The sequence below is a fragment of the Actinomadura nitritigenes genome (genome assembly GCF_017573545.1).
Lineage (GTDB): Bacteria > Actinomycetota > Actinomycetes > Streptosporangiales > Streptosporangiaceae > Spirillospora > Spirillospora nitritigenes.
Genome location: NZ_JAGEOK010000069.1, coordinates 1 through 18522 on the forward strand (window position 1 = coordinate 1; position 18522 = coordinate 18522).

The 18522-nt window shown below is 71.3% G+C and carries 12 protein-coding genes and 1 pseudogene; 5 read left to right on the forward strand and 8 right to left on the reverse strand.

All coding sequences use genetic code 11. The annotated features are described in order from the left end of the window. Positions 1 to 203: 203 nt before the first annotated feature. The 6 genes and pseudogenes from J4557_RS47970 to J4557_RS47995 form a co-directional block, all read right to left on the reverse strand. Positions 204 to 524, reverse strand: a pseudogene (locus J4557_RS47970) (transposase); the annotation flags it as partial. A gap of 102 nt (positions 525 to 626) precedes the next feature. Next, positions 627 to 1232, reverse strand: coding sequence for an NADPH-dependent F420 reductase (locus tag J4557_RS47975; protein WP_307800624.1), 606 nt, complete (start codon positions 1230 to 1232; stop codon positions 627 to 629). A 150-nt stretch (positions 1233 to 1382) separates the two neighbouring features. Then, positions 1383 to 2324 carry an SDR family oxidoreductase gene (locus J4557_RS47980; RefSeq protein ID WP_208274539.1) on the reverse strand — a complete coding sequence of 314 codons (942 nt, stop codon included), beginning with the start codon at positions 2322 to 2324 and terminating at the stop codon, positions 1383 to 1385. 53 nt (positions 2325 to 2377) lie between these two features. Next, positions 2378 to 2626 (reverse strand): NAD(P)-binding domain-containing protein, encoded by a 249-nt coding sequence (locus tag J4557_RS47985; RefSeq protein WP_208274541.1) that lies wholly within the window; start codon positions 2624 to 2626, stop codon positions 2378 to 2380. 25 nt (positions 2627 to 2651) lie between these two features. Next, positions 2652 to 3455: a CPBP family intramembrane glutamic endopeptidase gene (locus J4557_RS47990; protein WP_307800625.1), complete on the reverse strand. Its 804-nt coding sequence runs from the start codon at positions 3453 to 3455 to the stop codon at positions 2652 to 2654. 89 nt (positions 3456 to 3544) lie between these two features. After that, entirely contained in the window at positions 3545 to 4249 is a 705-nt protein-coding gene (locus tag J4557_RS47995; RefSeq protein ID WP_243777509.1) for an NADPH-dependent F420 reductase, read from the reverse strand. A gap of 70 nt (positions 4250 to 4319) precedes the next feature. Between J4557_RS47995 and J4557_RS48000 the strand changes: the two genes are divergently transcribed. From J4557_RS48000 to J4557_RS48015, 4 genes are all read left to right on the forward strand, one after another. After that, positions 4320 to 4790 (forward strand): MarR family winged helix-turn-helix transcriptional regulator, encoded by a 471-nt coding sequence (locus tag J4557_RS48000; RefSeq protein ID WP_208274544.1) that lies wholly within the window; start codon positions 4320 to 4322, stop codon positions 4788 to 4790. A gap of 238 nt (positions 4791 to 5028) precedes the next feature. Next, complete coding sequence (locus J4557_RS48005) at positions 5029 to 5595, forward strand: helix-turn-helix domain-containing protein (RefSeq protein ID WP_208274546.1); 567 nt, start codon at positions 5029 to 5031, stop codon at positions 5593 to 5595. Further along, positions 5592 to 5960: a hypothetical protein gene (locus J4557_RS48010; protein ID WP_208274548.1), complete on the forward strand. Its 369-nt coding sequence runs from the start codon at positions 5592 to 5594 to the stop codon at positions 5958 to 5960. Before J4557_RS48005 ends, J4557_RS48010 begins: the two co-directional genes overlap by 4 nt. Before the next feature lie 197 nt (positions 5961 to 6157). After that, complete coding sequence (locus tag J4557_RS48015) at positions 6158 to 6352, forward strand: hypothetical protein (protein WP_208274550.1); 195 nt, start codon at positions 6158 to 6160, stop codon at positions 6350 to 6352. A gap of 55 nt (positions 6353 to 6407) precedes the next feature. Here the strand turns inward: J4557_RS48015 and J4557_RS48020 are convergent, their stop codons facing one another. After that, positions 6408 to 13952: a LamG-like jellyroll fold domain-containing protein gene (locus J4557_RS48020; RefSeq protein WP_208274559.1), complete on the reverse strand. Its 7545-nt coding sequence runs from the start codon at positions 13950 to 13952 to the stop codon at positions 6408 to 6410. Next, entirely contained in the window at positions 13945 to 14148 is a 204-nt protein-coding gene (locus J4557_RS48025; RefSeq protein ID WP_208274561.1) for a hypothetical protein, read from the reverse strand. The genes J4557_RS48020 and J4557_RS48025 overlap by 8 nt, the downstream gene beginning before the upstream one ends. 137 nt (positions 14149 to 14285) lie before the next feature. Between J4557_RS48025 and J4557_RS48030 the strand changes: the two genes are divergently transcribed. Beyond that, positions 14286 to 17129 carry a helix-turn-helix transcriptional regulator gene (locus J4557_RS48030; protein ID WP_208274563.1) on the forward strand — a complete coding sequence of 948 codons (2844 nt, stop codon included), beginning with the start codon at positions 14286 to 14288 and terminating at the stop codon, positions 17127 to 17129. The last annotated feature ends 1393 nt before the right edge of the window (positions 17130 to 18522 follow it).

Below are 18522 nucleotides of genomic sequence, written 5' to 3' on the forward strand. Positions count from 1 at the left end.
GCCACGGCCCGGTCGGCGGCGACGGCCGCGCGCTCCATGGCCGCGATCTCCGCGTCGGACTTGCGCATCCGGAGTGATGCGAGGAGCGGCTCGGCCGAGGCGAACAGGGTCTGCGGGCCGAGCCGCTGACCAGCAGCGACAGCACCTTCTCCTGGCGGAACCGGGCGTTCAGGCTTTCAATCGCGTTGGTGGTGTAGACGATCCTCATCGAACCCCTCGACCCGGCGGGCATGCTTGGGCACGATCTGCGGCTCGAACACCCCCGCCCGGTCCCGCGGCACCTCGATCTGCACCGGCCCGACCTCGGTCGACACCATCTTTACCGAGGTGCCGTTGCGGTGGTTACCGGTCGGATGGGCCGGGCATTCGCCCCGCTCATAGCCCAGATGATCGGTCATCTCGGCCTCCAGCGCGGCCTGCAGCACGGTCTTGGTGATCCCGGCCGGCAACCCGTCCGGCCCGACCAGCGACACCCCCTCGGCCCTGGCCTTCGCGACCAGCTCAGCAGCGAGCTGGACCTCCAGACCACCAGCGGTCTCGTCCTCGTCGTCGTTGGACACGTGTGATCCTTCCCGGCCGGGGCATCGGCCCCAGCCTTCCGGATCACCACCCCACCCACACGATCTTCAGGACAGTCCCGCGCCACGGTTACCGCGTTGCGGTGGCCAGTGCTGCGCGAATGGCGTCCTCGTCGGCCGGCTGGCCCTTCTCGTTCGAGGACGGCCCGTATGGGGTCCCCCACACCGGCGTGTCCGTCGCCTGCCGCCAGCTGTCGGCCAGTGGTCCCGCGTCCACGACGCTGTAGCCGATGGATTCGATAAATCGGTCACCGCCGCCGTCGCCGGCGCGGAGTCCCCGGCGATCAGCAGGTAGGAGCGGTCCGCGGCCCCCGCCGGACGGGCGAGTGACTGCAGGTGCTTGAAGAAAATGTTGTTGAACGCTTTCACGACCATGGCGCCCGGGATGTACAGCAGCAGTTTGCTCGAGGTGAGCGACTTGCTGTCGGGCTCGGGGATATGTCCGTCACGTTCGGGGCCGTAGTTGCACGTGTCGATGACCGTCTTCCCGGCCAGTGGTGCGGCGGGCAAGTTGGGGAACGCCTTGACCGGCACCGTGATCACGACGATGTCACCGGCCGCCGCGGCCTCCCCGCTCGTCGCCGCGGACGCCCGCGGTCCCAGTTTCGCGGCCGTGTTCGCGAGCGTTTCTGGACCGCGCGAGTTGCTGAGCACGACCTGGTGCCCGGCCGCGATGGCGAGCCGCGCGATGGTAGTGCCGATCTATCCGCTTCCGATGAATCCCACAGTCGTCATATTCTCGGCGTCCCCCAAGAGCCGTATCCTTGCGATTTGCCGGGCTCGTTGCGATGGGGGTCCCTGCCGTCAGTTGGCGGGGAAGTAATGGCTGTTGTCCAAATCGGCGAGCAGGCCGGGCTGAGCGGGTTCCCAGCCGAGGATCCGGCGGGTGATGAGGTTGGACGCCGGGTAGCTCTGCGTGACTATGTTCGCGAGGAACCCGAAGTATCCCGGCAGCATCAGTTCGTCCGCGGGAACGCTGACGGCGGGCAGGCCCAGGCGGCTGCCAATGGCCTCGGCGATCTCCCGGAACGGGATGCCCCCGTCGTCGACCGCGTGCCAGTATTTGCCGGCCGGGCCCTTCTCCAGCGCCAGGCGGAACAAGGAGGCGACATCGCGGATGTGTACGGCGTTCCACAGGTTCGCGCCGTCTCCGGGGTAGCCGATGAAGCCCTTCCCCTTCGCGAGCGCGATGAGCGTGGGGAGGAAGCCGGTACGGTCGGTCGTGCTGTGCGCGATGTTGGCGATCCGCACGACCGAAGACCGCACGCCCTGCTCGGCGAGGCCGATTACGGTGGTTTCCACGACGTTACGAGCCCGTAGGGTGCCCTTGTGCTCATCGCCACTGGGAAGGGACGGGTCCTCCTCGGTGGCCGTCCGGCCCAGGAATCCCTGCCCGGGTGAGCCGATGCTCCCCGCTGCGACCAGCGGCTTTCCGGTTCCCGCGAGTGCCTCGCCGTAGGCGAGCATGATCGGGAGCTCGGCGGCGGCCACGGCGTGGATCCCGCCGGAGAAAAGCAGGTCTTGCCGGTGCGCGACGTGGATGACGCCGTCGGAGTCCGCAGCCGCTTCCTTGAGCCCGTCGAGATCCTGGAGGTCGCCGCGGCGCACCTTCGCGCCGAGCGCGGACAGCGCCGCCGCGGCTGTGTCCGATCGGGCCAGGCCGGTGACCTCGTGCCCGGCGGCGATGAGCTCAGGGACGATGTACGAACTGGAATGGCCGGTCCCGCCAGTGACGAAAACGTTCATGGCTACTGGTCCTTGTGATTGATGTGGCGCGAGAAGTGGTGGTGCGGGCGCGCTCAGGCAGAAGTGCTGACGCCGAGGGTGAAGTTGAAGCTTCCCGCGCCGTAGCGGCCCAGGCCTACATCACCAGGCCCGTTCAGCCAGCGCGCCATTCCCAGGGGGCCGGTGTCCATCGGCCGCAGCTCGAGGCTCTTGATGAATGCCGACACAGTCGCCTTGGCCTCAGCGTCGTCGCCGGCGATGAGCACGTCCAGCGGGTTGCGCTGCGCCAGCATGTGACCGAAGACGGTGTTGAACGCCTTCACGCCGTGCGCGCCGGCGGCGGTTCGATCACCTGGCGAGCCTAGCGGCCACGTCCGCCCGGGCCGAGCGACGGACGGGGACCACGTGACCACGCCGGTTTGCCAGCCACATGAACACGACGGTGGCCACCACGCCGAACACCACGGCGTACACACTGCCCTCCGGTCCGAAGTCGCCGCCCGTGATCAGCGCGGGACCCGACATCGTCGCGTCCAGCAGACCCTGCGGGGTGTTGCTGCCGGACACCTTGGTGCTGAAGATGACACTCGCGGCAATGTTCCAGCCGAAGTGCAGACCGATCGGCACCCACAGCTTGCGGGTGGCGATGTACGCGGCGGTCAGCATTCCGCCTGCCTCGATGGCGATAGCGATGGCGCCCCACAGGGTGGCGTTCGCGTTGAGCAGGTGGATCAGGCCGAACAGCGAGCCGGTCAGCACGAACGCGATCCAGGTTCCGGTCCAGTGCTCGACGTTCCGGAACAGGACACCGCGGAAGACCAGCTCCTCGGTCACGGCGGCACCCGCCATGATGCCGAGCAGGCCGACGGCGCTCGCCGGCGTGCCCAGGCCGTTGATCGTGTAGTCGCCTAAGAAGGCGATGTTCGCGATGACTGCCCCGAACAGCGCGATGCCGAGCAGCGTGCCCCAGCTGATCCCCTCGCATGCTCCCTTCAGCGACACCTCGACGGGGGCCCGGTGCTCGGTGCGCCGCACGACCCAGCCGTAGACCAGGACCGCGGCGACGGCCGTCAGCAGGCCGGCGACGAGCGCCAGCCAGGGGCTGTCCTTCACCGCCGCGGTGCCCAGATTGCCGGGGATCCAGACCGTCACAACCGCCAAGAGCTGCCATATTAGACCCACGATGACTCCTTCGTGAGAATCCGCGGCGGGAGCGCTGCGGGCTACTTGCAGGGGTGCGCTCAGCCGGGGAGGTCGACGCCGAGGGCGATGTCGAAGGTCCCCGCGCCGTTGCGGGCCAGGCCCATCAGCAGCGGCCCGACCCCTTCCAGCCAGCGGGCCATCGCCAGGCCGCCGACATCGAACGGGCGCAGTCCGAGGCTCTCGATGAACGCCGACACGTCGGCCTTGGCCCGCGCGTCATCTCCGGCGAAGAACACGTCCAACGGACGCCCCTGGGCCAGCACGTGGCCGAAGACCGTGTTGAACGCCTTCACGACGTGCGCGCTCGCCGGGACTGCCTTGGCGATCTCCTGTGCACCGGACGTGCCTTCAGGGATGACGAGCCCGGTGGCGTCGGCGTTGAACGTGTTGGAGATGTCGATGATGAACTTGCCGGCCAGTGCATCCCCGTACTGGGCGACGACCGGCACGGCGCTGGCGTATGGCACGGCCAGGACGACGATGTCGCCAACCGGGACGGCGCCGAATGTCCCGACCGTGGCCCCGCCGCCGAGCGTCGCGGCCAATTCCTTGGCCTTGGCCTGGTCGCGGCCGATGATCTCGACGGCGTGGCCGCTGGCGACCGCGCGTGCGGCCAGGGCGCCGGCCATGTTCCCCAGGCCGATGATGCTGATGCTGCTCATGGGTGTGCCTGCTTTCTGGAGCTGGGTAGGACGCCATGCCCATCCGTCGTTGTCAACGGCTGTGTCGTCGACGCCCCACATTGGTTAACGTGTGAACCAAAAGGTACGGGGCATTTGGTTACCATGTCAACCAGACGGTAAAGTGACGTGCGTGACCGAGCCGCGGTGGTTGGACGAGCGAGAACAGCAGGCCTGGCGCAGCCTGATGAAGATGCAGGACGGGCTGTCGGAGTTCATCGAGCGGCAGTTGCGCAACCGGTGCGGGCTGTCCGCCGCTGACTACCAGGTCCTGGCCCATCTCTCTGAGGCGCCCGAAGGCCGGCTGAGGTCGTTCGAACTCGGCAAACTGCTGCGCTGGGAGAAGAGCCGCCTGTCGCAGCACCTGGGCCGGATGCAAAATCGCGGCCTGGTGTCCCGCGAGCGGTGCCTCGCCGACCAACGGGGGGCGGTGGTCGCCATCACCCCCCGGGGCAGCGACCTGATCAAGATCGCGGCTCCGCAGCATGTGGCCGACGTCCGCGACGTGCTCATCGATCATCTCACTGCGACAGAGATGGCGATGCTCGTCACCATCGGCGACAAAGTAGCCGAACGGCTGGCGGCGCTGGAACACAAGCCCTGATACCCGATCCCGGGCCTCATCGCTCACGAACTGCGCGCGTGTCAGACCGCCGCCTACAGAATCCCGCGGCCGCCGGCATAGCTGTTCGCGATACACGACCCACAGCTACGACCCTGTGCTTGCCGAAAAGTGTGTCCGTGCAGGTGAGAGGCATAAATGTCCGGCGGGGGGCGGTGCCGGCTGAGACAGTCGCGGGACAGGCCATGACACCGCCCTCGCCCCTGGATGATGGGCGGTTGTGCTGTTTCGACCGGCCTACTTGACGGCGGCGAACACGTTCGCGGTGCTGCGTCTGCTTCCGATGACCGACCGGGAGAAGAACGCTGAGATATTGGTGCTGCGGCATCAAATTGCGGTGCTGGAACGCCGACTGGACGGGACGAGAGTGCAGTTCACCGCTCCGGACCGTGTACTGCTCGCGGCGCTGCTGCACCGGTTGCCTCGCCGTGTATTGCGGCGGATGCGGCTCCTGGTGCGGTCGGACACGGTGCTGCGCTGGCACCGGGACCTGATCGCGGAGCAGCACACCGCCCGATCCAGACCCACAAGGCCGGGCCGCCCACCGACCGTCCGCTCCATCCGGCTGCTGGTACTCCGCTTGGTGCGGGAGAACCCGGGCTGGGGCTATCGGCGGGTTCACGGTGAACTGCTGGTGCTCGGCGTCAAGGTCGCGGCCTCTACCGTGTGGGAGATCCTCAAGGAAGCCGGCATCGATCCGGCGCCCGAGCATTCCGCCACCACCTGGCCGGTTTCCTACACTCGCAGGCCGAGGCGCTGCCGACGTGTGACTTCCTGGAGACCGTGACCCTCACCGGCACCCGCATGTACGTGCTGGCGGTCATCGAGCACCACACCCGCCGCATCCGCGTCCTAAGTGCCACCGCTCACCCGACCGCCGCGTGGGCGACCCAGGCGGCCCGGAACCTGGTCATGGACCTTCAGGACGCCGGCTGCCGGGCACGGTTCCTGATCCGCGGGCACCTGCTCCATGCACTCCGCGAGTTCGAGACCTTCTACAACCAGCATCGGCCTCACCAGGGCATCACCAACGCCCGCCCCTTCAAGCCGCTGCCTCCACCGATCACCGAACCAGACCAGATCGCCCACCTGAACGTCCGAAGAACCCAGCGTCTGTGCGGAACCCTCAACGAGTACGAGAATGCTGCCTGACCTGCGCGGACGCAATTTTCGGCAAGCGCAGCGTCCGCGAAAGCCGCGGTTGTGCGCGGGCTGTGAGGCTTTGGCCGGCCACCCGCCCTTGCGGCAGGCACCCGGGGTCCGCATCCAACCTCGGGTTCGGATGCGGACCTCGGTGCCAAGAGTCCGACGATCAGCCTCTGCCGGTCATCGGCTCGGCTTCTCCGCCAGTGGTCCTGATCCTGTACATGCGCGCAGGCTGGGCGCTGACCGCCGCGGTTCTCGCCGTAACGGCCGTCCTGGGCGCGGGGATCGGAATCACGACGGCGGCGGGCGACCGGCGCGACACACGGCGCCGGCGGCAAGCCGAACCGATCGTCGCCAGGTGGGCGGAACGCCAGGCGCGGGTCCACGGGCCGACCTGACCGCAGGGTCCTGGGCCGGATGGACGGGACCGGGCCCGTCCATCCGGTGACGTGCTCAGGCGCCGGTGACGTCGAAGTACCGGGCCAGGAAGTCGAGGATCTCCTTTCGGTGGTCCGCCAGGGCGGGGAAGTAGCGGTCGATGGTGGCGTCCACGGCCGCGCGGAAGTCGGCGTACCGGGCGGTCTTGCCGCGGACGAACGGCGCCATGAGCTTGATCAGCTCGTAGTTGCTGTCGATGTCGAGGTCGCGTAGCGCCCGCTCGACCGGGGTCCGCGCGTCCTGGAGCGGTGGCAGCACCCGGCTCACGTACGTGACCCGGTGCAGGATGCGCCAGCACGCCGGCCGTTTGCCGTCCTGCCGGGCCTGGCGGAGGGCGATGGCGCCCGGGTCGGCGGACTGGTCCAGCCAGATCGGGTCGACCACCTGGTTGAAGAACAGGTCGTGGTGCTCGGACTGCGGGCTGAGGTAGAAGGTCATGAAGCGGTAGGCGTCCACCTTGCCCGGGTCACGTACCCACCGGCCCTGCGCGTCGACGGTGCCGATGTCCTGGCCGGGCGGAAGCGTCACCGCAAGGCCGAACGCCGTCTCGGAGTCGCGGGTCTTGGACACGCCGAGCTCCAGATGGCCGCCGATGCTGGCCTTGACATCGAGGGACACGCCGACCGTGAACACCTCCACGTCGGCGCTGACCTCGTCGCCGACCGAGGCACGGAGGCTGTAGGACCCGCCGACCGACTCCGAGTAGGTGTCGAGCACGTCCTGCGTCTCGGCGAAGTGCCCGCCGGCGGCGGTCCACACGTAGGTGTTCACCAGGTTCCTGTTCGCCTGCGGCGGCAGGGTCCCGGTGGCGAACGGGCCGGCGTCGTACTGGTCGTACAGCGTGGCCAGCTCCTGCTGCTCGCGCTGGATACGGGCCTTGATCTGGTAGGCCTCGGCCGGCTTGAAGTAGCTGGCGTCCGGCCGGTAGGTCAGCGCGTTGGGATAGTCGGGGTCGGGGGTCAGGCCGACCTTGCCGTCCAGGGTGCCCTGCTTGGTGTACTGCGGGGCGATCGGGAACGTGATGAGGTTCCAGTCCTTCGGAATGTCGGGGTTCGGCCGCATCTCGTAGGCGATGAGCGCGCCGGTGTGCGCGAGCCGCAGCGCGAACACATCCGCGGTCTGCGACTGCACCAGGGCGAGCCCGACGTTGTCCGGTACGAACGAAGCGGTCCCCGCGTGGCCGGTCAGTTCGAGCGCGCTCAGCCGGGTCGCGGTGCCGCCCTGCCCCGACTTCGTGTCGTTCAGCCAGCTCGCCGAGGTCTCCAGGCTCGTCGACACGCTCCCGCTGACGTGCGACTCCTCGACCGGCGCCAGCTCCACCTCGCCGACCCCGATGCCGAGCGGCGCCTCGATCTCCATCAGCCCGGCCAGGACCTGGGCGTCGTCGACGACGGACACAGATGCTTCCAGGGAGGCGTCGATCCCGACATCGCGCGTGTTGGCGTAGGTGTAGGTCGTGGTGGTGGCCTCGGTCAGCTCGACCGCGCTGGCCCCCGTACGGTCGTCGCCGCCGGTGAGGTTCTCGGCCGGGACCGGCGGCGCGCCCTCGACGTAGCCGACGAGCTGCGGGTCGAACTGGGCCTGGCCGACCCATTCGGTGACCACGTCGCCGACCTTGAAGCCCGTGACGAGCTGCCAGGCGCCGTCCCGGACGTAGGCGTGGCAGCGTTTGAACACACCGGTCCGCCGGCCGTTGGCATCGGTCTCCAGCGCGGCGTACTCCGCTGCGCCGGTCCGGCCGTCGACCGTCACGTTGAACGAGGTCGTCACGCCGCCGAGCACGTCGCGGGCCTGCGGCACCTCGTCGCCGACGGGCGCGGTGGACACGGGGTAGGTGCCGCTGCGCACGACCAGGTCGTTGCCGAGCGGGCCCTCGTCGGCCAGCCGCGCGTTCGGCTCGGCGTCGAAAGTGTAGTACGCGACCAGGTCGTCGCGTTCGCCGGCCAGGCGGCGGAACATGTTCTCCCGGATCTGCTGTCGCGTACGGGCTGTGTGCCAGATCCGCAGCTCCTCCAGCTGGCCGCGGAACGCGTCGGGGCGAACCGTGTTGGGGTCGTCCCGGCCCAGGTAGAACCCCTCGCTGTAGGTGAGCCGTTGCAGCGGGTCGGCCGAGGCGATCAGCGCCTCGGGCTGCCCGTCGCGGTAGATCACCAGACCGGACGCGGCCGGGTCGGGGCTGTGCACCCGGCTCACGGAGCCGCGCAGCACGGCGTCGTTGCCGCCCCGGCCGTCCGTCACGAGGTTGCCGTCCTGGCGGTCCGTCCGCCACCAGCCGATCAGGCCCACCTCGTCGCCGGTGATCGGGGCGGCGGGTTGGGTCACGTCCCGGGAGGTGCTCCACAGCCGCACCTCGAGCAGGACGCCGCGCAGCGTCACGTCGGCCGCGCCGGCGCGGCGCACCAGGCCGATGGTGAGGGGGTCGGGGTTGGTGCCCGGCTCGGGGCCGCGGTAGGACGCGGTGCCGGCGCGTTCGCCGTCGATCGCGAAGGCGATATCGTCCCGGGGCCCGTCGGGCGCGTCGCCGACGCGCTTGCGGCTCACCGCGAACCGGTGGACGCCGCCGGACAGCGTCCGCGCCGCCGACGTGTAGGTGTGCGGGGCGCCCGTGTTGTCCTCGAAGGTGAAGACGAGCCGGCCCGCGGAGTCCAGCGCCAGCGCGTACGGGACGGCGTGCCCGCGGCCGCCGCCCGCGACGCCGCGGCTGATCAGCCCGTGCGCCCGGGCGTCGGCGAGCGTGGCCGTCACCTCGATGGTGAGGTCGCGGGTCAGGTTGAGGTTCGTGGCGGTGCCGGCGTCGAGGTACCCGCCGGTGAGCTCGACCGCCCAGGCCCGCCGGACGGACGCGGCCAGGTGGGTCCAGGCGCCGTCCGGGAATGGCCGCGAGGTCTCGGCGGTGACCGTGCCGGCCCGTACATACGCCCGGTAACCGGCGAGCGGCTCGGACTCGGTGGTGGGCGTGGCAGGGACGACGGGCCCGTACGGGATCCCGTGGTCGTGCCACGGCCCGACGTCCGGAAGGCGCGCGTTGCCGCCCTGCAACGGGCCGCGCCAGCATCCCAGGAGGCCGGGCTCATCGAGGCCCAGCCGCCGCCACCGGTCGGCGGCGATCTCGACGGGGCCGCGGGCCCGGTTCCAGATGCGGACCTCGTCGATGTCGCCCTGGAAGAACGCCTCGGCGGTGTTCGACGAGTTGATCGAGGCGCCGATCGACCACGGTCCCGCCGAGTCCAGCGGCCCCACCGGGCTGCTCTGCGTGGCGAGCAGCTCACCGTCGCGGTACAGGCGCCAGACGTGCTCGTCCGCGTCGTACACGCCGGCGAGGTGCACCCAGTGGCCGGCCTCGGACTGCGGGATGTCGTAGCTCGCCCACTTGTCGTCGGCCGCGCCGTTCCAGCAGCCCGCCTGGTACTTCCCGTCGATGATGCGCAACGCGACCTGGGCGTTGAGGGGGGTGCGCTGCGGGCCGTGCCCGAGGATGGTGCCGGTGCCGGTGGTCCGGCCGGCCCGGACCCACGCCTCCATGGTGATCGAGGTCAGGCCGGTGAGCCGGTCGGTCAGCGGGATCTGCACGTACGCGGTGGTGCCGTCGTAGTTCATCGGCCGGTCCCGCAGCAGCGCCAGCGCGTAGGACTGGTCCGGGGTGCCGATCCGGGGCGCGTACTGGACGAGCCGGGACACCTCGCCCGGCCGGTCGGGCCGCACCCAGGTCTCGATGGTCAGGTCGTCCGGCGCGGCGAACCCGTCCGTGCCGGTCAGCGCGGGCGGCGACGCCGCGGACGTCGGGGTCCCGAGGGGTGCGCCGTGGCGGGCCGCCGGGGTCTGGTCGCGCAGCGCGCCGGTGTATCCGTACCAGTAGCCCACCAGTCCGGGCTCGACGCCGGTCAGCCGGGTGCCCATTGTCGCGGCGATCTCCTGCGCGGTGCGCGCCCGGTTCCACAGGCGTACGTTGTCGACCGCGCCGGAGAAGTACCGGTCGCTGCCGTCGGCGGCCGCGCCGATCGACCAGCCCGCGTCGACGTGGAGGGCACCCACGCCGGTGGCCAGCGAACCCGCCAGGATGCCGTCGCGGTAGAGGCTCCAGGCCCGCGCGGCGCCGTCGTACACCGCGGCCAGGTGCACCCAGTGCCCGATGGCGTCCGGGCCCATCGGCACGCTCACCATGTGGTCGGCGCCGTCGTAGGCCCCGGCCTGGAACGAGCCGTTCGCGATGCGCAGCGTCACCTCGGCCTGCGGGTCGAGCGTATAGCCGCGGCCCACGATGGTGCGCAGGCCGTCGGACGCCAGCGGGTAGACCCAGGCCTCGATGGTGATGTCGCCGGTCACGTCCAGGTCGCCGGTGGCGGGCACCAGCCACGCCTGGCGGTCGCCGGAGAACAGCACGGCGGTGTTGTCGAGCACGCCCGCGACGGTGTTCTGGCCGTCGAAGCTGAGCGCGGTGCCCGGCGTGATCGCCGTCCAGGCGCACGACCGCGTCGCGCCGGCGGTGACGGCCGTGCCGGCGGTCACCAGCCCCTCCGCCCGGCTCGGGTCGGCGAGAACCAGCCGTGATCCGGTGGACAGGTCCGCGCCCGGCTGCGTGCTGGTGGCCGCGGAGTAGTCGTAGTCGAGACGGGTGACGGCGCTGTCGGCCGGCAGGTGCAGCTCGGCCGGCTCGATGGCGACGTGCACGTCCCCGGCCGCGGCCGTGCCCGCGGACACCACGACCTGGTCGCCGACGCCGAGCAGGTCCCCGGCCTGCAGGGACAGGCGGATCCCCGCGGCGAAGACCAGTTCGGCGGTCTTGCCGTCGATCTTCGCCGCCTGCCCGGCGTACTCCGAGGTGGTGGTGCCGTTCAGGACCGCCGCGAACGCCGCCGGTTCGCGCGGCAGCCGCGGCCAGGTCTCGACGATCGTGTCGCCGTCCTGCGGCAGTGTGACCGCGAGTGTGCACAGGGTGGCGCCGGGCTCCACGGTGACCGCGGCGGTCAGGCCGTCCAGGGCGGCGTCGGTGGTCCGGGCCAGAAGGGGGAGCTCGCCGGCCGGGTCGGTGTCCGTGGGCAGGATCAGCCGGGCCCGTTCGGTCCGCGCGTCGTACGCGGCGGTGCTGAACGCCCCGGAGGGGCCGCGGAAGTACAGCGACAGGCGGCCGAGCGCGCTGTCGAACAGTAGCGGCGAGTCGCCGGCGCCGGTGAAGGCGAGCAGGGCACCGGACACGCCGAGGCCCCGGCGGTCCAGCCGGATCGTCGGCATCACCAGCGTCTGGTCGCCCCGGAGCAGCTCCCGGTCAGCCGCCAGCTCGGCGGCCTTCGCGGCCCGCGCGCCCTGCCAGGACGCGAGCAGCGCGCGCTCGCCGGACAGCGCCTGGGTCAGCTCCGCCTGCCGGGCGCGCAGGTCGGCGACCTCCTGGCCGACGACCGTACGGTACGTGGCCAGGGTGCCCGAATCGGTGCCGCTCATCCGCTCAAGCCGGGCGAGCGTGTCGCGATTGGAGACGTACGCCCACAGGGACTGGAGGAGATCCGGGGCGGTGGGCGGTACGGCTCCGCCCTCGTCCAGCACCACCCGGATGGCGTCCAGGCGGGCCTGGTCGTCGTCGGCCCGGGCGGTCGCCACCGCGATGTCGGCGTCGAGGCGGGCGACGATCTGCTCGGCCGCCGCGATCCGGTCGAGCAGGACCGGCTGGGAATCGGTGCCACCGGCGGGCCGGCCGAGGTCGGCCAGCGTGGTCACGCCGGCCGGCTCGGCCAGGCGGCCGTCCGCGCCGACCGCGAAGTCCAGCGCCGCCACGCCGTCCGATGTGGCCGCAGCGAACATCACCCGGGCGGCCTGCTTGGACGGTTTGGGCTCGGTGGCGTCGTATCCGGCGCGTACCGGTTCCTGCTGGTAGTACAGGGCGGCGCCGAGCCCGCCGGTGACCGTACGGCCGTCCAGTCGCAGCGCCCACCGGCCGAGCCCGGGGCCCACGCCGATCGGGGCGTCCGAGGTCACCCAGGCCGTGCCGCTCACCTTGCCGGACAGCGCGCCGCTCGCCTGATCCCAGACGAGCGGGCCGGCCCCCTCGTCGAACCGCCAGTAGGCGACCAGACCGGGCTCGGTGCCGGACAGGCGGAGCCGCATCCCGCTCCGCAGGTCGGCGGCGGACCGGGCATAGCACCAGAAGCGCACCTCGTCGACCAGCCCGGTGAAGCCGCCGGCCCGTGCGCCGACGGTGCCGACCGGTGTGTCCGCGGGGATGACGTGCCGCAGACCCGCGTCGATGTGCGCGGGGGCGCCGTTCACGTACACCTGGAGCGCCGTGTCCGGGTCGAACGTCACGGCGACGTGCTGCCACGCGCCGGGCGTGAGCACGTCGCCGGTGATGCTCTTGTGCCCGGCGGTGCCATCGCCGAAGCCGATCCGCAGGCGGGTGCCGTCGGTGACCCAGACGGACGGGCCGACCTGCTCCGGCGGCGCGGACCCGCCGAGCAGGATCCGGTCACCTTTGGCGTCCACGGGCTTGATCCAGGCCTCGATGCTGAACGTGGGCCCGAGAGCGGGCACACCCGTGAGATTGACGTACGCGCCGTCCTTGGCGAACGACAGCGCGGTGCCGGCCGACCCGGACATCTCCACCTTCGGCACCAGGTCCTGGCCGCAGACCTGGTCCGGGCCGCCGGGCGAGATCGGGCACGGGCAGGTGCCAGGGGTGAGCGAATAGACGTCCGGGTGGTCGGGGCAGGTGTACGCGAACGTGCCCTGGGCGTCGAAGAGGCCGTCGGAGGAGCGTTCCACGCTGTAGGACCAGATCAGGTCCGCACCCGCGTCGTGGGTGAAGATCTGCCAGCGGTCGGAGCCGGCGACCGTGGTCGGTGTCAGCAGCGCGGCGAACCGGCCCGCGTGCAGCGGGGACACGAACCGCAGCTCCTGCGTGGGCTCGACGAACGGCCGCCCGTCCAGGTCCGCGGCCCCCAGGCTGTCGGTGCCGGACAGCGGGCGGGTCGCGCTGCGGCTGCGGACGAAACGGACCTGCCGCTTGGGCCGTAACTCCTCGCCCACCAGCAGAAACCGGTCGACCAGCAGCCGGCCGTCCACCAGCGGCACCGGGCCGTCCGGGCCGTCGGCGAACACCATGTTGTCGTGGTCGGCGACCACCTCGCGGGCGGCGGCCGCGGCCGCCGGCTCGGGCTGCGGCGCGGCGAGGACGGCCTTGGCATCGCGCAGCGCGTCGTGGGACGGATCGGTGATCGCCTGCCGGAACACGTACACGTACCGGCCGTCCGACAGCACCTGGAACGGGGCCGCCGCGGTCAGCCGCGCGGTGGACGAGGCGAACGCGTCGTCACCCTGCGCGGGGATCGGCGTCTGGTCGGCGGCGCCGAAGCCCACCCGGGCCAGCTCCGTGGCGAACCCCAGCTCGCGCGGGTTCTCCGGCCATCCGGTCACGTCGTCCGCCCCTCCGGCGACCGCGGCCGGGTCGAGCGTCACGTACCGGATGTGCCGCCGGTCGTCCATCGCGAAGGCCAAGACGACGCCGTTGTGGCGCAACGTGACCGGGAACCGGTACGCCCTGTCGCGATACGTCTTGATGAACATGTCAAGCATGGTGCGGGTCTCCTTGTCCGCCGAGGGCGCGATGGCGGCGCTCGTCATCGAGTGCGAGTTCGACCGCGCGGACCAGCGCCGTCCAGCCGGTGAACGGCTTGTCGGCTCCGTGTCGATGGCGCAGTACGCCCTGGATCGGCTCGGTGGTCAGATCGACGGTCACGTCGATCCGCGCGGTCGGACGGCGAGCGCTCACCCGGGCAGTGTCAACTCGCGCCGGCCGGCGGCGCGTCAGGGTGGGCACCCTGACGTTTCCTGTTGTGGCCAGTTCAGGGGCGGCTCCGCGACGTACGGTGAAGAGGCGAAGGCCACCGGACACCCCAGGGAGATGCCGTGGACGATGGCCCGTCCATGCTGCTCGAACGCGACCGGGAGGTCGCGATCCTCAACGCGGTGGTCGACGCGGCGGCCCGCGGCGACGGCTCGGCGACCGTACTGCGCGGGGCGCCCGGCACGGGGAAGACCCGGCTGCTCGAGGTCGCGGCCGAACGCGCCCGCGCCGCGGGGATGCCGGTACTGGCCGGTCACGGCCGGGAGCTGGAACGGCAGATCGCGCTCGGAGTGGCGGCCGACCTGTTCGCGGCGCTGCTGGCCGCCGCGGACCCGGACGAGCGGCGGCGCCTGCTCAGCGGCCCCGCCGCGCCCGCCGCCGCGCTCCTCACCGACACCCCCACCGAATCCGCCCACCCGGACGCGCTGCCGCTCGGCCTCTGCTGGCTGGCCGCGCACCTGACCGGGTGGGACACGCCCGGCGCCCCCCGCTCTGCGCTGTTCATGGTCGACGACGCGCAGTGGGCCGACGCGGCGTCGCAGCGGTTCCTCACCATGCTGGCCGACCGCGTGGACCGGCTGCCCCTCGCCCTGGTGGTCGCCCTACGGGACGGGGAGGACAGCAGCGACGCGACCGCGTCGCAGCGGCTGATGACCGCCACGGCCGGGCCGCGCGGCCGACTGCTGACCCTCGCCCCGCTGACCGCCGAGGCGGTCGGCCGGCTGGTCACCGCCGCGTTCCCCGGTCCCGACCCCGCGCTCGCCGAGGCGGTGGGGCATGCCAGCGGAGGTAACCCGTTCCTCGTCACCGAGCTATTGCGCTCGCTGCGGGCCGACGGCGTCATCCCGGCGGCCGATGCCGTCGCCGGCCTGGTGCCCGAAACGGTGCTGCACTCGGTACTGGCGCGGCTGGGGCAGCTGCCCGCGGACGCCGCCCGGCTGGCGACCGCGGTCGCCGTGCTCGGCGACGGCACCCCGCTGCGCCGCGCGGCCGCCCTCGCTGAACTGGATCCGGCCGCCGCCGAACGCGCGGCCGACACGCTGGCCGCGGCACGATTACTGCTACCGGGCAGCCCGCTGAGGTTCATCCATCCGCTCGTCGGCGCCGCCGTGTACGCCGACCAGCCCGCGTTCGCGCGCTCCCGGGCGCACCGCAGGGCCGCCGACCTGCTGACCGCCGACGGCGAGGGCGCTGAGAAGGCGGCCGGGCATCTGCTGGCCATGGAGCCGGAGGGTGACCCGGACGTGGTCGGCGTGCTTCGCGAAGCGGCCGCGCGTACGCTGCGGCGCGGCGACCCGGGCGCGGCCGCGCGGCTACTCGAGCGCGCCGTCGCCGAGCCGCCTCCGCCCCGGCTGCGCGGCGAGCTGCTGATCGAGCTCGCCCGGGCCAAGCTGATCGCCGGTGACCTGGCCGGGCACACGATCCTCACCGACGGCATCGAACTGCTCGACGAGGACGCCGTACAGGTCCGGGTCCGGGCGCTCGGCCTGCTGGCGAAGGCCCGCCACGGGAGCGGCGACCCCGCCGGCGCGGCGGCCGCCGGCGAGGAGGCGCTGCGCCTGCTCGATCCGGACGATCCCGGCAGACAGGATCTGCTGGCCGACTACCTGGCGATCACGATGTTCCACGCGCCGCTGCGACGCGAAGCCAGCACGTGGCTGCGGCCGGTGCTCGACGACGCACGCCGCGGCCGGCCGCCGACCCGCCCGAGGCTGCTCGCGCAGGTCGTGCTCTGGCTCGCGCTGGCCGGTGAGCCGGCATCGCTGGTACGGCCGCTCGCCGACCGGGCCCTGGCCGCCGACGCGCTGGCGGACCTGGCCGAGCAGGGCGCGTCGCTCGGTCTGGTCCTGCACGCGCTGGTCATCATCGGCGAGGTGACCGCGGCCGAGAACGCGGCGACCGCCGCGATGGCCGCGGCCCGCCACAGCGGCGACATACTCGCCTACGGGTACGGCAGCTATCACCGCGCGCTCGTCCACCTCAACCAGGGCGCGCTGACGGAGGCGCTCGCCGACCTCGAAGCCGCCCGGATCCCGCACGAGGCCGGCTGGACCGCCGCCTCAGGCTGGAACGCCTGGCTGCTGGCCCGGGTGCTGATGGCGTACGGCGATCGCACGGGCGCCGAGGAGGCGTTACGGACGGCCGACCGGTACCCGGCGGACTCGATGGAGGCCGGGCTGGTCCGGCACGTACGCGCGCAACTCGCCCTGTCCGACGGCAGGCCGGCTGCGGCGCTCGAGGAGGCCCGTGCCGCCGGCCGCCACCTGGGCGAGATCTACGACATCGACCATCCCGGCCTGCTGCCGTGGCGGACCACCGCGGCCCTGGCCGCGCACCACCTGGGCGACCATCGGCTAGCCGGCGAGCTGGCCGGGCAGGCTCTGGAACGCGCCCGGGCCGTCGGCGTGCGCAGGGACGTCGGGGTCGCGCTGCGCGTGGCCGGGCTCGTCGCCCGCCCCGGCCCCGACATCGCCCTGCTCGCGGAGGCGGTGCGGACGCTGGAACGCATCCCGGCGGCAATCGAGCACGCGCACGCCCTCGTCGACCTTGGCACCATGCTGCGCCAGGCCGGTCGGCGCACCGCCGGCGCGCAGCCGTTACGCGCGGGTCTCGCCATCGCCGAAGCCCGCCACGCCCGCCCGCTCGCTGACCGCGCCCGCGCCGAACTGCGGTCCCTGGGCCTGCGGCCGCGCAGAGTGGCCGTGCGCGGCGTCGACGCGCTCACCCCGGCCGAACACCGCGTCGCCCTCCTCGCCCTGCACGGCCAGAGCAACCGGCAGATCGCTCAAAGCCTGTTCATCACCACCAAGACCGTGGAGACCCATTTGGCACGCGCCTACCGCAAGCTGGCGATCAGCAACCGGCATGAGCTGAACGTCGCCTTCGCGGGGAGCACCGATCCGTAGCCAATGCAGCGGTGCGACCGTACGCGACATACGCGGTCACGTGTTTCCTGCGCACGGCATGAGACGACACCCGCTCCCCTCTGTGTCAAGAGGCCGTGCTGGGGGTGGTCGTAGTGTGGGTGGTGGCGGGAGGTGGCTTGTCCGGAGTGTGCCGGTATGGGCATGTGAGCCGGCCGCGCTGGAGTCAGTAGTCGCTCCCCGGCGTCCTCCCAGGCCCGTCACGGCCCGCCCGAGCGGCACTCAGCCTTCTGTTTCCTCCACCGCACTTGCCACGCCTGAGGCTCTGGGGACACAGATCCTGCAGGTTGTTCGCTCGTTATTTGCTCCATGTCGCGGAACGCGTTACCAGTAGACGGCATACGGTGCCATCGCGGGCCGCTGTTACTTCCGCATAATGGGACGGAACGACAGGTGCCGACACCCGGGAATAATTGACCGACAGCTTTGACCTCGAACTTCTGACCCGATAACCCGGAGCTCCAAGATGAGCTTGACATATCCCTCAGCCTGGCCTGAGCCACCTCGCCGATGCACGATGCGCTGGAGTAGCCGCTGAAGTTAGATCGCTTCTTATGGGTGAGCAAGTGATGGGTGGTGAAGCACGCATGTTCCAATGGGGAGCCAATTGGGGAGCCACCGTGGTCAGACTTCCCCGGACCCGCCACGACTCCCCCAGGACGTTTCTGCAGGTGAGAGGCTCCCCGATCGACTCCCCTCGACCTTGATCGACTGGTCTTCTGTGCCGCTCGGTCAAAGGTCCCCCCGGTCACGTCCAGCAAAACGGTGTATCAGTCGACCTCCTGGGTGGCCCACGACTGGGCCGCTCCGAGGGCAACGGATGCCAGACCCGCCAGCCCGACGACTCAAGCCCGGATCGCCTCCCAGCATGCCCGCGTCTTACTGGTAAAGGAATCCCGGCCCTCATCACCATTCGAGGCCAGGCGGGCCACCGCTCAAGCTCCACGGGCCGTCGGTCCCCTCGTTGGCGTCCAACCCGAACCGACGGAGGCGGCCCGCTCCCTCTCGGTCTCCAGCCTCCTCACGCACTCGTGCCAATTCCAGGAGTGCGCCGCGGTTTCCGGCATCGTTGGCTTGGAGATACAGGCGTTCAGCCTGCCCCCAGTTCTTGGCCTCTCTGCGCGACCAGCCGAGGATCATCAGCCCATCAAGCTGGCCGGCTTCGGCGGCATGCCGGGCGAACCGTTCGGCCTCCTCTCGGTTTCCGGCCTCCTCATGTAAGCGGGACTTTTCGTTCGCCTGCTACATCCCCCCGAGTACAAGCGCCGCCAGTACCCGCCCGGCCCCAAGGTCACCCCGAAGAACTTCGGCCACAACCGCCGCCTCCCCATCACCACCCGCTGGCGCGAGAAGTGATTGTGGGGGCAGGATGGCG